Origin of the sequence: Amycolatopsis sp. PS_44_ISF1, from assembly GCF_032335455.1 — a bacterium.
GTDB lineage: Bacteria > Actinomycetota > Actinomycetes > Mycobacteriales > Pseudonocardiaceae > Amycolatopsis.
Genome location: NZ_JANUXO010000001.1, coordinates 3084469 through 3098250, shown reverse-complemented (window position 1 = coordinate 3098250; position 13782 = coordinate 3084469). Strand labels below are relative to the sequence as shown.

Genomic DNA, 13782 nt, shown 5'->3' with positions numbered 1-13782 from the left:
GCCGCGGAGGGGCGAGACTCGCCCCTCCGCGGTTCCCTGCCCCGTCCCGCACCCCCAAGCCTGATCCGTTCCGCCGGCTGAAGACCCTGCGCCCCCGCGGGCCGCGGGCCGGAGAAGCCGCCCCATGAAACGAGAGTAGTGATGACCGCGTCCGCAGCCCCCTTCGACGACGCCTTCCTGGACGCGCTCAGCGGCGAGGTACTGCCGGTCAGGGAAGTGCTGTCGGCCTTGACTTCGGTGATCCCGGGCCTCGGGGAGCCGGTCCCGGCGGCCGGTCACCCGGCCGGCGGGGGTTCCTCCTCGTCCGCGGTCGCCCAGGCTTTCTCGGCGCAGCCCGATCCGGGCCGGCTGGCCGTCTCCGACGGGCACGGCTCGACCGTGTACTACGCGTGCGCCACCACGCACAGCTCCGGCACCGGCGGGGTGATCGGGCTCATCGGCCTCGGGCAGCCCGCCTACACGACCACCACGTGCACGCCCGCCGCCATCACCACTCGCTACTGATCAGCCTCCGCGGACGGGGCCGTGAGCTTCGCCTGCCCGAGGTTTTTGGAGGACATCGATGTGCCCCTCGCCGTCGCTCGCCGCAGCCGAGCCGACCGCCGCTCTCCGCTCGGGCGAGGTGGGGGCGCTCGGTGAGCACGGACCGGTCGGAATCCTGACCGGCACCGAACTGGTCGGGCAGTTCCAGGGCACCGGGTACCGGGAGCCACCGCAGCTGGTCGCCCGGTCCGACGGCCAGATCGTCCGCCTGCCGCAACTGCTGTACCTGGTCGTGGTCGTGCTGGCCGAGGCGTACGAGAAGGCCCAGCCGGAGAACTCGGCCGGGGGCGGGACCGAGCGGGTGCTGGCCGAGGTCGCCCAGCGCGTCGGCGAGGCCAGCGGGCTGCTGCTGGGCCGGGACCACATCGTGTTCCTGCTCGATCGCAAGCTCGCGCCGCTGGGGATCACCACCTTCTCCGACGGGACCTCGATCGAGCTGGAGCGCCCCACCCCCGCGCTGGGCCTGCGGGTGCGCATGACCCTGCTCTCGGCCCGGGGCACGTGGGTGATCGGCGGGCTGTTCGGCTGGCTGTTCCAGCCGCTGGTGCAGGTGCTGATGGTGCTCGCGATCGTGGCCGCGGAAGCGTGGGCCCTGGCCACCCAGGACCTGTCCGGGGCGATGCGGGACACGATCGCGCAACCGGCCGGAATCCTGGTCATCGTCGTGCTGGCCATCGTCTCCACCGCGATCCACGAGTTCGGGCACGCGGCGGCCTGCCGCTACAGCGGCGCCGCCCCCGGTGTGATGGGGTGCGGCCTGTACCTCGTCTGGCCCGCGTTCTTCACCGACGTCACCAACTCCTACCGGCTCTCGCGCGCCGGGCGGATCCGCACCGACCTGGGCGGCGTGTACTTCAACGGGCTGTGCCTGCTCGTGCTGACCGGGCTGTACGCCTCGACCGGTTACGCCCCCCTGCTCGTGGCCGTGCTGACGGTCAACCTGGAGATCATCCAGCAGCTGCTGCCGACCCTGCGGTTCGACGGCTACTACATCGTGTCCGACCTCGTCGGAATCCCCGATCTCTTCAAGTTCATCCGGCCGATCATCAGCCGCACCGTGCTCCGCCGCCCCGCCGACGAGCAGCTCTCCGCGCTCAAGCGCTGGCCCCAGGTCCTGGTGACCGCGTGGGTTCTGCTGATCGTACCGGCCCTCGCACTGCAACTGGGCTACATCTTCTGGCAGCTACCGGATCTCGTCCGCGCCGACTGGGTCACCATCATCGCCCTGGTCGGTACCGCCGACGGTGGCTCACCGGTGCTGAACGCCATCTCGACGACCGTGCGGATCCTGTTGCTGCTGCTGCCGCTGATCGGCATCGCGCTGGTCCTGTTCCAGCTCGCCCGGGGAATCGTCGTCCGGGCCGGCCGGCTGCTGCGGGACTGGAGCACCACCCACCCGCAACCGGCCGGCCTGGTCGTGATCTGGTCCGGGGCCGTGGCCGTCGTGGCGGCCCTGTCGTTCTGGATCCTGCTGCCGGGCGACTCCACCCCGCCCAGCCACCCGGCCTCGGGCTTGACCGCTCCTACGCAAACCCTTCCCTCGCGCCCGAGTCCGGTCCCCACCACCGAAACCTCCTCCCCGGTCCACCCGCCCGAACCGGCGGACGCGCAGCCACCCGCTTCGACCAAGCCGCCGGGCTCGGCCGAGCGACACGCTGCGCACGAACCGGCGCACTCCACCGCTCATCGCCCGGCCGCCCCGGCCGACGAGCGCACCACCCCGCCCCCGGCCGCCAGCCCCTCGACCGGCCCGCCGGCCCAGCAGCCCCAGACGCCACCGGCCACCCGGACCTCCCCCGACTGCGGACCGCTCGGCCTGTTCGTGCTCCTGTCCCTCTGCCACACCTGACTCCCACCCCGCCCTCTTCCCCAGGAGTTCTCGCGCATGATCGCCACCAGCACCGCACCACCGGCCACCTGGCGCACGACGGCGGCCCTGGGCTTGGCGGTGGCGGGCCTCGCCATCGCCACGTACATGACGGTCAACCACTACACCGCCAACGCCACGCTGGCCTGCTCGGTCAACCGCGTCGTCGACTGCGCGGCGGTGACCTCCAGCCCGGAATCGGTGGTCGCCGGAATCCCGGTGGCGGTCCTCGGACTGCCCTTCTTCGCCTCGATGGCCGCCCTCACCACACCGCGGGCGTGGCGATCACGGTGGCCGCTGGTGGGCCGGCTGCGGACGGGCGCGCTCATCGCCGGCCTGCTCACGGTGGCGTACCTGGTCACGGTGGAACTGGGCGTGATCGGCAAGATCTGCGAATGGTGCACCGCGGTGCACGTCATCACCGTCGCCCTGGCCGTGCTCGTCCTCCCGCTGGACCTCAGGGCCCGGTCGGCTCCGGCCTGACCCTCCCGGCCCCGGCCGGAGTGCACGCCTTACCGTGGTACGCCACGGGTAGCGGCCGGTGCCTCGACGGGTACCGGCTCCGAGAGAGGCGGCCTTCGGTTGCACGGCGGATCCGACCGGCGACGGGACAGCGGACCACGCTGGTGGCACCGGGAATGGTGCCGGCAGGTCATCGCGCTGGTCCCGGGGGTCCTCGGGGCACTGGCCTTCGACAGCCTCGCGATGCAGTACCTGATCGGGTGGGACCTGTTCGCGCCGACCTACCTGGTGCTGACCTGGCTCACCTACCGGCACCGCGATGCCGCCCAGGTGCGCGCGCTCACCGCCGCGCTGCAGCCGGGCAAGATGACCAACCTGCTGCTGGGACGCACGTCCCAGGTGCTCCCGCAGAGCGCGGCGGTGATCGCCCTGGTCGCCTCGATGGGCGTGCTGCCTTCGGCGATCCGCCAGCACACCCTGAGCCCGCCGGTGCTGATCCTGGGCCTGGCGGCCGTCGTCACCGGGTGGGTCGCCGTCCAGGCCAGCTTCACCGTCGTCTACCTCACCACCCAGGCCGAACACGGCGGCCTGCGCTTCCCCGGTGACGAGGAATGGGCCACCGACGACATCCTCTACTTCGCCGTCGCCGTGGGCACCACCTTCGGCACCACCGACGTCGAAGTCACCAGCCGGGCCATGCGCCGCAAGGTCCTCGTGCACGGCCTCTACGCCTTCGTCTTCAACACCCTCATCGTGGCGGCGGCCGTGTCCATCGTGACCACCTTCGCCACGCAGTGAACCCGGGCCGGTGGCCCCGGCCGCATCGCCTGCCGTGAATTCCGCCTCGGTCCGAAGTGGACAGTCCCGGCGACACCGGACGCCACCACGTACCGCTCGGCTTCACCGGCAGCGCGCGGCCTCCGCCGGGTCGCAGCCCGGTCACGACGGCGTGCGGGCCACCTGCTGCTGCCGGATCTTCAGCCGGCCGAACGCCAGCAGACCCTGCTGACCGCCCTCGTAGCCGTAGCCGCTGGCCGCGCGGCCGCCCAGCGGGGCGTCCGGGGCCGCGCCCGCGGCGCAGTTCAGGGACACGCTGCCGGCTTCGAGCGAGCGGCACAGGTGCTCCGTGCGCAGGGGGTCGCCGAAGACGTAGGCGGACAGCGCGTAGTCGGTGCTGTTCGCCCAGGCGATGGCGGTGTCCTCGTCGTCGTAGGCGAGCACGGGCGCGATCGGGCCGAACGGTTCTTCTTCGAGCACTCGGGCGTCGCGGGGCAGGTCCGTGATGACCGTGGCCGGGTAGTAGTGGCCGGGCCCGTCCGGGACGACCCCGCCGAGCCGCAGCCGGGCTCCCCGGCGCACGGCCTCGACCACCAGGGCGTGGACGCGGTCCCGCTGGCGGGCGTTGTTCAGCGGACCCATCGTGCCCCGTGCTCCGGAGGGGGTCCGCAGGTTGTCGCACAGCGGGGCGCATCGGATGAGCTTCTCCACGAAGGCGTCGTGAACCCGGCGGTCGACCAGGAACCGGCTCGGGGCGGCGCAGCTCTGCCCGGTCGAACCGAACTTCGCCGGGGCGAGCGCGGCCACGGCGGCATCGAGGTCGGCGTCCGCGGTGACGATGGCGGGCGCGTGGCCACCGAGTTCCAGTACGCAGGGGGTGAGCTGGGTGGCGGCCGCGGCGGCCACCTCCCGGCCGGCCCGGGTCGAGCCGGTGAAGCTCACCGTGGCGAACTCCGGGCGCCGCACCAGGGCGTTCGACACCGATGGGCTCGCGTGCACGATCTGGACCGTGCCCGGGGGCAGCCCGGCCGCGGTGACGGCCCGCTCGAGCGCCGACGCCACCCCGGGGGTCTCGTCCGGGGCCTTGACGACGACGCTGCACCCCAGGACCAGGGCCGGGCCGAGCTTGCGGGCGAGCACGACCGCCGGGAAGTTCCACGGGACGATCGCCAGGACCGGCCCGGCGGGCTCGACCCGGACCTCGCGTTCGGCCCCCGCGCGATCGGTGAGCGGCGACGCGCGGGTCAGCTCCGGGGCGGCCGTGGCGCTCCAGCGCAGCATCTCGACCGCCCGGGCCAGCTCCGCGGCGGCCTCCGCCTCGGTCTTGCCGTGTTCACGGCTGAACGCCGGCGCGAGGTCGCCGAACTCCCTTTCCCAGTGGCCGGCCAGGTCCAGGACCCGGGCGCAGCGCTCCGGCATCGGGGTCCGCGCCCATCCGGGGAAGGCCGCGGCGGCCGTGCGCGCCACCGGCTCGACCGCGGTCAGCGGCAGCAGGGGCGGCCGGGCCAGCGGTGCTCCGGTCCTGGGGTCGGTGAGCGGGGCCGGGGCGGACTGGGCGGTTTCCATGGGACATCCCCTCTGCTCGGGTGCGGGAACCGCCGCTTCAGATGGCGGCGCGGAAGAAGTACGTCGTGCGGCGGACGATCTTCCCGTCCTGCACCAGGTAGGCGTCCGCGAAGCCTTCCTCCAGCGGGCGCCCGGAGCGGTCCTGGCCGGTGAAGTGGCCCCAGCAGGCGGCCGAGCCGTGGTCGGCGACGACCCGGTCGACGAGATGCCGGCCGGAGGAGATGATCCGGGTGTGGCGGTAGAAGTGATCGATGTCGGCGAGGCCGGAGAGCGGCCGGTAGCCGGGGCGCTCGTAGACGCAGCCGGGGGCGAAGACCTCGGCCAGCTCGTCCCACCGGCGTTCGTCGATGACGCTGAACAGGTCCGTGATGAGCCGCTGCGGCGTGCGCGGCGCGGGGGTCAGGGTGGTCACGGTGCGGGTCCTCCGATCGGGCTGGTCCGGCCGGGCGGCGGCCCCGGCGGCGGCTGCGCTCAGGTCCACGAGACCACGGTCGAGTCGTCGGCGAAGCCGAACATGCCCGCCAGCGTGGTGCGCCGCAGCTCCGGGTCGGTGTTGGGCTCCACGGCGTGCACGTGGGCGCCGTTGAAGACGTACACGTCACCGGGGTTGACCTCGATCCACTTCATTTCGATCCCCCGGAGGGATTCCAGGGGATACGGCGAGCCGGTGTGGTGCAGGCCGAGGCGGCGCTTGCTCGCGTCGTCCGGCTGGATGTTCCAGTAGGCCAGCCGCCCGCCGTTGCCGTTCTCCAGGCAGATGTTGAGGGCCGCGACCTGGTGGCCGACCACCCGCTGGATCTCGAAGTCCGCCTGCTGCGGCTCGGTGCACTGCGAACGGTCGTCGTGCGGGGCGAGGGCGTACTCGCCCTGGCCGTGCCAGGAGCGCAGCAGCCCCCGGCAGGCCTGGGCGCCGTCGTGCCGGGCGCGGCGCACGTCGACACCGTCCGCGGCGAGCACGTCGGCCAGTCCGTCGTAGAAGCGCCGGAGCGGGTCTCCGGGGCCGTCGAGGACCGCGTCGACGGCCTCGGCCGCCGCCGCCGATTCCTGCAGGTAGGCCCGGGTGGTCTTGTGGTAGTGGTAGGCGCCCAGGAAGTACCCCGGGGCCTCGACCCCGCGGGTGCGGCGGTGCGGGCTGTCCCAGAACCGGCCGGCGAGGGTCGCGCAGGTCTGCGGGTCGATCATGCCGCGGAACATCACCCCCGCGGTCCTGCCCCGGAGCACGTCCACGACGGCTCGCGGGTCGAACCCGGAGCACTCACGGACGGTGAAGTAGTCCGGGGAACCGCTCCAGCCGGTGACGGGCTCGACGGTGGTCTGGGTCTGCGCGGTGGAGGTCACGTCCTGCTCCTTCGAAGTGGGTCGGCAGTGGTGGGTGCGGGGCTCCGGGTGTCCTCATCGGACGGACGGGTCACGGTGGGGGCTCCCTTCACGCCGGCTCGGAGTGGTTCACCGTGAGGGGCGTGGCGCCGGTGGGGGGCCGGCCGAGTCCGGCCACGAGCGGTACGGCCAGCACGCAAATCCCGGCGAGGAACCCCCAGGGCAGCGCCGCGCCGCCCGCCAGCAGCGCGGTGAGCAGGGCCGGGGCGACGGCGCTGCCGACCGACCAGGAGAGCTGGTAGACCCCCAGGTACCGGCCCTGCCGGTGCGCGGGCGCCAGCACCACGCTCAGCTCGCTGGTCGGCGGCGAACCGAGGATCTCGGCCGCGGTGTAGAGCACCATCGCGAGCAGCAGCCCGGCGATCACCGCCCAGCCGGGCAGCACGAGCAGCACGCCGAAGACGGCGAACGCCACCGCGTTGAGCAGCAGGGCCAGCGCCAGCACCGTCCCCGGCCGGCGGGTCTCGATCCACCGGCTGGCGAGCGTCTGGAGCAGCGCGACCATCACCGTGTTCAGCACGACCAGCGCACCGGCGATCCAGGAGCCGACGCGCAGTTCGTCCACCAGGTAGACCGCGAGCAGCACCCTCAGCACCGCGGAGGCGAAGGCGAAGGCGATGTTCGACGCGACCAGCCGCAGGTAACGGAGGTCCTTCAGCACGCTGCCGACGGAGGCCGGTGCGCTGGTTTCCGCCGCCGCCCGCCGCGGCCCGGCGGGCGCGGCACCGGTGGCCCGGACGGTGAGCACGAGCCAGCCGGCGAGGGCGAACGTGACCACGTTGACCACCATGATCGCCCGCAGCCAGGCGGTGCTCCCGAGGCTCAGGGCGACCGCGGACGCGGCCGCGCCGAACCCCACGCCGACATTGCGCAGCGCCCGGACCAAGCCGAACCAGCGAGCCCGCTCACCGCCCCGGGCGACCAGCACCACGAGCGGACTGCTGCCCATCCAGAAGGCGGTGGAGCCCAGTTGCACCACGAACTGCCCCAGCACGATCTGCCAGGCCTCGTGCGAGAACAGGAAACCGGTGAACCCGGCCACCGAGATCCAGTTGCCCGCGGCGACCACGACGCGGGGGCCGTGGCGGTCCAGCATCCGCCCGATCCAGAGCGCGACGGGCAGGCAGAGGAGCTGGCCGACGGTCAGCGCGGTACCCACGGCGACCAGCGACAGCGACGTCGTCTTCACGAAGAAGACCACGGTGAAGGCCATCACCAGCCCGTTTCCCAGGCTGTCGATCAGATTGGCCGAGACGAAACGGCCCTTCCCCGCGAGGTCCGGCAGGCCCCAGGCCGCCTGGATCCGCTGCCACGCCGAAGAGTGCTGCCCGGTCACGGCTACTCGTTACTTCGCCGCGCCGGCGGGTGCTTCGTGCGGCCGGGGGTCCACCCCGGCGGACGGCTCGCGCTGGTGGAAGACGGCCGCGGCGTGCGCGTCCTCGTGCGAGGTGAAGGAGATGATGCTGCCCGAACCGGCCGGCACCGCCTTCGCGCGCAGTCCGGCGAAACCCTGGGGGGTGTAGAACAGTCCGTAGGCCGCGTGCCATTCCTCGGTTTTCCCGGACACCGGGTCCACCACGAGTTCCGGACGGGGCCGCACCCGCTGCTGCACGACACAGCCTTCGCCGGCGGAGTCGTGCAGAGCCTGCCGCCACTTCGCGTCGTCCGTCTCCCAGCCGACCACGGCACCGACCCCACCGCCGCGCGAGTTGACCTTCAGGATCAGTTCCTCGCGCCGCTCCAGGCATTCGCCGAGCAGTGCGCGGTCGGTCCGCAGCACGTCCGGGGTGATCAGCCGCGTCCAGGGCAGCACCCGGTCGATGAGCCGGCACTCGTCCGCGCCGAGCCCGCGCCGCCGCACCGGGTCCGAAAGCAGCGCCAGGCAGGCTTTGTTGGCGAAGACGTTGGTCGAGAGCGGGGTCCACAGGTGCATCCGGCCGGCCCGGTGCGCGCGCAGCAGGGGGGCGGCCAGCTCCCAGCCCCCCGGCTCCTCGGCGATCTGGTCCGGGACGAAGGCGCGGTAGACCACGTCGATCCGCTGATCCCCCAGGTAGAGCGCCCCGTCGCGTTCGTGCACGTCGGGGACCTCGGCCACCAGGATGTCCAGGCCCGCCGAGCGCAGCGCGGCCTGGAAGTTGAGCCAGAGCTTGCCGTAGACCTCCAGCCCGCCCCGCCATTCCAGCAGGGCCACCACCGGTTCACGTCCGGGGGCGACCTGGGCGCCGAAACGGCGCAGCGTCTCCGCCACGGCGCGGATGGGGTGCACGTAGCCGAGCCGGTTCCGGCGCGCGAAACCGGCGAAAGCCTCGACCTCCATCATCGCCTGTGAGATCTCGCTCGCCAGTGCCCAGCCGCCGGATTCGCTGCCCAGATTGGTTTCGAGCAGCTTGAACGAGGTGCCGTCGTGGTACATGTCGGCCCGGCCGAAGCAGGGCGGGCGCAGATCGCCGAACCGCCGGATCGCCTCCCAGCGGCCGTCGCCGATGCCGAGCAGCGAGCGGAAACCGTCCAGGTCGCCGCCGAACACCCGCTCCGGCAGCGAAAGCGTGAGCTCGATCAGGTGCCGCAGGTCCTCGTCGAACCGCCGGATCTCACCCTCGTCGACGAACAGGGGCCGGGCCAGGTACTTCCCGTTCCACACCGCGAGCGTCGGGAATTTCCGGACGTGCGGGACGACCTCGCGCAGATCGCTGCCCGGCGCCCGGAAATCTTCGTTGTACTGGGCTGCCACCCGCTCCGCCGACATGAATCCTCCATCCCCGCCCGATCACGACTGGGCCCGGCGGCCCACCGCGGTCATCGTCGCACCGCACCTGGCGACCCCACTCAATTGCGGCTCAACCGCCGGCCGGACGCCGCCGTGGGCCCGCCGGATCTGTGTTATCAATGGGCGGCTCGAAGGACTGGGGCAGAACGCTTCTGCGGTCGCGAAGCACGGGCCCGATCCAGCCGGGACTCAACGGGAGGCCCCATGCCCGCCATCACGGACACCTTCGCCGACGCCGTCGGCGGGATCGGCGACGCCGAGTGGGATCGGCTCGCCGGCGACCGGTTCTACTCCTCGGCGCTGTGGCTGCGGATCTGCGCCCTCGAACCCGGAGCGGTCTCCGGCGGGCTGAGCGTGGCGACCCCGGACGGGGGCCGGGCCGCGGTCCCCGTGGCCGCGGTGACCGAGGCGGCCACCCCGGACATGCGGTGGCACGAGATCCTCGCCGCGCGTGGTTTGCCCGCCCCCGGCCCGGCCGGACTGCTCGTCGGCCAGCGCCGCGGTTACCTGGCCCACCTGCTGACCGAGGAGGGCACCGATCGGGTCGAGGCCGCCGCCGAGGTGCTCGCCGCGGTCCGGGCGCTGCGCCCGCCCCGGCACGACGAGCCGATCGCCCGCGTGGCGATGCACCTGACCACGGACGACGTCCGGACGCTGCGCGCGGCGGGGGCGAAGACCGTTCCGGTCGCCTTGACCACCGACGCCTGGATCGACGTTCCGCCGGGCGGTTACGAAGAATGGCTGGAATCGCTTTCGGCGCACCGGGCCCGCCGGATCCGCAGCGAGGCGCGGAAGTTCGAGAAGGCCGGATACCAGGTGGAGCACCGGACGCTCGCCGAGTGCTGGCCGGACGCCGCCCGGCTGCTGGCCGGTTCGCTGCTCCACCACGGCCGGTCCGTCGATCTGGCCCCGCTGGCGGAATCCTTCCGCGAACAGGGCGAGCTGGCCGGCTCCCGCGCCCAGGTGGCGCTGTGCGCGCGCCCGGGCGAGCCGCCCGTCGGGTTCTGCCTGTACTACCGGTGCGGTGACACCGTCTACCTGCGCGCGCACGGCCTCGACCACGACCGGCTCGTCTCCGCCTGCGAGTACTTCAACCTCACCTACTACATGGGGGCGCGGCTCCCCGGCGTGCGCCGGATGCACGCGGGCGCCGGCTCGGCGGAGGGGAAAGTGCTGCGGGGCGCGACACTGCGTCCACTGTGGCTGCTGGACCTGTCCGAGGACAGCCCGCTGGCCGGCCACGAAGCCGAGATCCGACGGCAGAACCGCGCGCAGCTCGCCGGTCTGGGCGAATCCTCGCCCGCCGTGGCCGAAGCTCTGGACCACGAGCTCTGGAAGCCGTACTGCTGAGGCCCGCGCGAGGAGACCGCGCTTGAGTCGCGGTTGAGCCGTCCCGGGCGCGACCGTGTCAGGATCGGTCCATGCCCCCTAGGCGTGCTGAGCGAGTCCTGGTCGAGCGGGCCAGGCAGATCCGCGCGGGTCTCACCGAAACCCCGCTGATCTCCCTGACGGAGGACGACTGCGACCTCTTCGTGAAACTGGAGTTCTGCAACCCGGCCGGAAGCAGCAAGGACCGCTCGGCGATGTGGATCCTGGAACAGGCCATCGGCCGCGGGGAGATCACCGGGGAGACCACGGTGGTCGAGTCCTCCTCCGGGAATTTCGCGCTGGCCCTCGCTTTCTACTGCCGGACGCTCGGGATCCGGTTCGTGCCGGTGATCGACCCGAACTGCAACGAGGCCACCGAGACCCAGCTCCGGCTCCTGTGCGGACGGGTGGAGAAGGTCTCCGCCGCCGACGCGGCCGGCGGCTACCTGAAGACCAGGCTCTCGCGCGTGCGGGAGCTGATGACCGAACTCGACCTGGCCTACTGGCCGAACCAGTACGCCAATCCGGACGCCCGCGACGCGCACTACCGGTTCACCGCGGCCGAGCTGATCGCGCAGGCCGGCCCGCTCGACTACCTGTTCGTCGGGGTGGGCACGGGCGGCACGATCGCCGGGCTCTCCCACCGGGTCAAGGAGACCTATCCCGGCTGCGTGGTCGTCGCGGTCGACACCGAGGGCTCGGTGATCTTCGGGGGCCCGCCGAAGAAGCGGTGGATCCCCGGCATCGGCTCCAGCATCGAGCCGCCGCTGGCCGGCCAGGCGCTGATCGACGAAATCGAGATCGTGCCCGAGGTGCGCGCGGTGGAGGCCTGCGCCGCCATGGCCGCCGGGCACAGCCTGTACGCGGGTGGTTCGACGGGCAGCGCCTACGCCGCCGTCCAGGACTACTTCGCCCGGCACCGGCCCACCGGGCACCGCCCCCGGGTCGCCTTCATCGCCGCCGACCGCGGCCACGCCTACGCCCGGACCGTCTACGACCCCGACTGGGTCCGGGCGCTGCGCGCCGAAGCGGCACGAACCACCGAAGCCGGAGCCCTGGCCATCAGCTGAAGGAGGACCATCCAGTGTCCACAATGGCCCCACCGCTCATGACGGTGATCGGCGCGGGCGACATCGCCGCCGAGATCGACCGCCACCGCCCGGAGCTGACCGAGGTCGTCCGGGCGGCCTACCTCGTGCACGACGCCGGGGACAGCTCGAACCCGCACAGCTCGTTCCTGCGCTTCCCGCACCGGGACCGCTCCCGCATCATCTCCCTGCCCGCCTACCTGGGCGGCGAGTTCGAGGTCGCCGGCAACAAGTGGATCGCCAGCTTCCCGGACAACACCCGCCGCGGCCTCCCCCGCGCCTCGGCCACGCTGATCCTCAACGACTGCGCCACCGGCTACCCGTTCGCCTGCCTGGAGTCCTCGATCGTCTCGGCCACCCGGACCGCGGCTTCGGCGGTGCTCGGCGCGCAGACGCTGCTCGGCACCCGCCGGGCCCGGCGGGTCGGCATCGTCGGCACCGGCCTGATCGCCCGGCACGTGTGGCGGTTCCTGCGCGAACTCGGCTGGGAGATCGGCGGCTTCCGGCTCTTCGACCTCGACCCGGCGGCGGCGGACCGCTTCGGCGCCGCGATCGGCAGCGCGGCTGGGGCGGCCGACGCGGAGATCGTGGTGGCGGACCGGGTGGAGGACGCGTTCACCGACTGCGACCTGGTGCTGCTGACCACCGTGGCCGGCGAGCCGCACGTGCACGACCCCTGCCTGCTGGCCCACCACCCGGTGGTCCTGCACCTGTCCCTGCGCGACCTGGCCCCCGAGCTGATCCTGGCCGCGCAGAACTTCACCGACGACGTCGACCACGCCGTGCGCGAGCGCACTTCGCTGCACCTGACCGAGCAGCGCACGGGCAACCGGGACTTCATCGACGGCACCCTCGGCGACCTGCTGCGCGGACGGCGGCGCCGGGATCCCGGACGCCCGGCCGTCTTCTCGCCGTTCGGGCTCGGCGTGCTCGACCTCGCCGTCGGCCAGTGGGTGCACGACCGGGTCGTCGCCGCGGGCCGGGGCCACCGCGAGAGCGGGTTCTTCACCGGGGCGGAGGACTGAGGCCCGTGAGCGCCGCACCCGCCTCCGACCAGTACGTCGTCGTGGTGAACGACGAGGAGCAGTACTCGGTCTGGTTCGCCGGCCGCGCCCTGCCCGCCGGCTGGACCGCCACCGGCGCCCGGGGCACCCGCCAGGAGTGCCTGGACCACATCGAGCGGGTGTGGACCGACCTGGCCCCGCGTTCGGTGCGGACGTCCCGATGACCACCGCGGACCCCGCGACGGCCTGGCTGCGCGGGCTCGGCCGCGGTGCCCCCACCGCCGAGCGGCGCCTGTTCGTCTTCCCGCACGCCGGGGCCGGGGCCTCCGCCTACCGGCTGGCGCCGCACCTGCCGGACCCCGTGGAGGTGTGCACCGTCCAGCTACCCGGCCGCGAGGGCCGCTTCGGCGAACCGGCCCTGACCTGCCTGGACGAGGCCGTGGCCACGCTCGCCCCGCTGGTCGCGGAGCACACCGACCTGCCGTACGCCTTCTTCGGGCACAGCATGGGTTCCCTGATCGCCTTCGAGACGGCCCGGGGGCTGCGCCGGCTGGGCACGCGCCTGCCCGAGCACCTGTTCCTGTCCGGCATGCGCGCCCCCGGCCTGCCGGACCGCGACCCGCGGCACGCGCTGCCGGACGGCGAACTGCTCGCCACGGCCGAGCTCGACGGGGTGGATCCCGAGCTGCAGGAGCTGCTGCTGCCCCTGCTGCGCGCGGACCTGACGCTGTGTGAAACCCACGCGCACCGGGACGAGGCGCCCCTGCCCTGCCCGTTGACGGTGCTGGCCGGCTCGGCGGACGAGACCGTGAGCGAACCGGAGCTGCTCGCCTGGCGCCGGCACACCACGGCGGCCTTCGCCCTGCACCTGTTCCCCGGTGCCCCCCACCTGTACGTGCGCGGCGCGGAGCAAGAGCTGGCCGAGACGATCACCCGCGCCTTCCCGGCCCGAGGCTGAGAAAG

Annotated in this window: 14 protein-coding genes; 9 read left to right on the top strand and 5 right to left on the bottom strand. The window is 73.0% G+C overall.

Features of this window, described 5'->3' with window-relative positions:
- Positions 1-141 precede the first annotated feature (141 nt).
- The 4 genes from NYF13_RS14000 (at position 142) to NYF13_RS13985 (ending at position 3670) form a co-directional block, all read left to right on the top strand.
- Positions 142-504 (top strand): hypothetical protein, encoded by a 363-nt coding sequence (locus tag NYF13_RS14000; protein WP_315656808.1) that lies wholly within the window; start codon positions 142-144, stop codon positions 502-504.
- A gap of 58 nt (positions 505-562) precedes the next feature.
- Positions 563-2392, top strand: a complete 1830-nt coding sequence (locus NYF13_RS13995) for a hypothetical protein (RefSeq protein WP_315656806.1) — start codon at positions 563-565, stop codon at positions 2390-2392.
- 36 nt (positions 2393-2428) lie between these two features.
- Complete coding sequence (locus NYF13_RS13990; RefSeq protein WP_315656805.1) at positions 2429-2893, top strand: vitamin K epoxide reductase family protein; 465 nt, start codon at positions 2429-2431, stop codon at positions 2891-2893.
- Positions 2894-2992: 99 nt separating this feature from the next.
- Positions 2993-3670 carry a DUF1345 domain-containing protein gene (locus tag NYF13_RS13985; protein ID WP_315656804.1) on the top strand — a complete coding sequence of 226 codons (678 nt, stop codon included), beginning with the start codon at positions 2993-2995 and terminating at the stop codon, positions 3668-3670.
- Positions 3671-3811: 141 nt separating this feature from the next.
- Here the strand turns inward: NYF13_RS13985 and NYF13_RS13980 are convergent, their stop codons facing one another.
- The 5 genes from NYF13_RS13980 to NYF13_RS13960 form a co-directional block, all read right to left on the bottom strand.
- Entirely contained in the window at positions 3812-5215 is a 1404-nt protein-coding gene (locus NYF13_RS13980; RefSeq protein WP_315656803.1) for an aldehyde dehydrogenase family protein, read from the bottom strand.
- 37 nt (positions 5216-5252) lie between these two features.
- On the bottom strand, positions 5253-5696 hold the full coding sequence (locus NYF13_RS13975) for a nuclear transport factor 2 family protein (protein ID WP_315656802.1): 444 nt from the start codon (positions 5694-5696) through the stop codon (positions 5253-5255).
- Positions 5687-6553: a hypothetical protein gene (locus tag NYF13_RS13970; protein ID WP_315656801.1), complete on the bottom strand. Its 867-nt coding sequence runs from the start codon at positions 6551-6553 to the stop codon at positions 5687-5689. Before NYF13_RS13970 ends, NYF13_RS13975 begins: the two co-directional genes overlap by 10 nt.
- Positions 6554-6641: 88 nt before the next feature.
- Positions 6642-7928, bottom strand: a complete 1287-nt coding sequence (locus tag NYF13_RS13965) for an MFS transporter (RefSeq protein WP_315656800.1) — start codon at positions 7926-7928, stop codon at positions 6642-6644.
- Between the two features lie 9 nt (positions 7929-7937).
- Entirely contained in the window at positions 7938-9338 is a 1401-nt protein-coding gene (locus NYF13_RS13960) for a hypothetical protein (RefSeq protein ID WP_315656799.1), read from the bottom strand.
- 225 nt (positions 9339-9563) lie between these two features.
- On the opposite strand from NYF13_RS13960, the gene NYF13_RS13955 reads away from it, so the two are divergent.
- From NYF13_RS13955 to NYF13_RS13935, 5 genes are all read left to right on the top strand, one after another.
- A complete protein-coding gene (locus tag NYF13_RS13955) occupies positions 9564-10709 on the top strand; it encodes a hypothetical protein (RefSeq protein WP_315656798.1) in 1146 nt (381 codons plus the stop codon).
- Positions 10710-10780: 71 nt separating this feature from the next.
- Entirely contained in the window at positions 10781-11797 is a 1017-nt protein-coding gene (gene sbnA / locus NYF13_RS13950) for a 2,3-diaminopropionate biosynthesis protein SbnA (RefSeq protein ID WP_315656797.1), read from the top strand.
- A gap of 23 nt (positions 11798-11820) precedes the next feature.
- Complete coding sequence (gene sbnB, locus NYF13_RS13945) at positions 11821-12840, top strand: 2,3-diaminopropionate biosynthesis protein SbnB (RefSeq protein WP_315656796.1); 1020 nt, start codon at positions 11821-11823, stop codon at positions 12838-12840.
- Between the two features lie 5 nt (positions 12841-12845).
- Positions 12846-13043 (top strand): MbtH family protein, encoded by a 198-nt coding sequence (locus NYF13_RS13940; RefSeq protein ID WP_315656795.1) that lies wholly within the window; start codon positions 12846-12848, stop codon positions 13041-13043.
- Positions 13040-13777 carry a thioesterase domain-containing protein gene (locus NYF13_RS13935; RefSeq protein WP_315656794.1) on the top strand — a complete coding sequence of 246 codons (738 nt, stop codon included), beginning with the start codon at positions 13040-13042 and terminating at the stop codon, positions 13775-13777. The genes NYF13_RS13940 and NYF13_RS13935 overlap by 4 nt, the downstream gene beginning before the upstream one ends.
- Positions 13778-13782 lie beyond the last annotated feature (5 nt).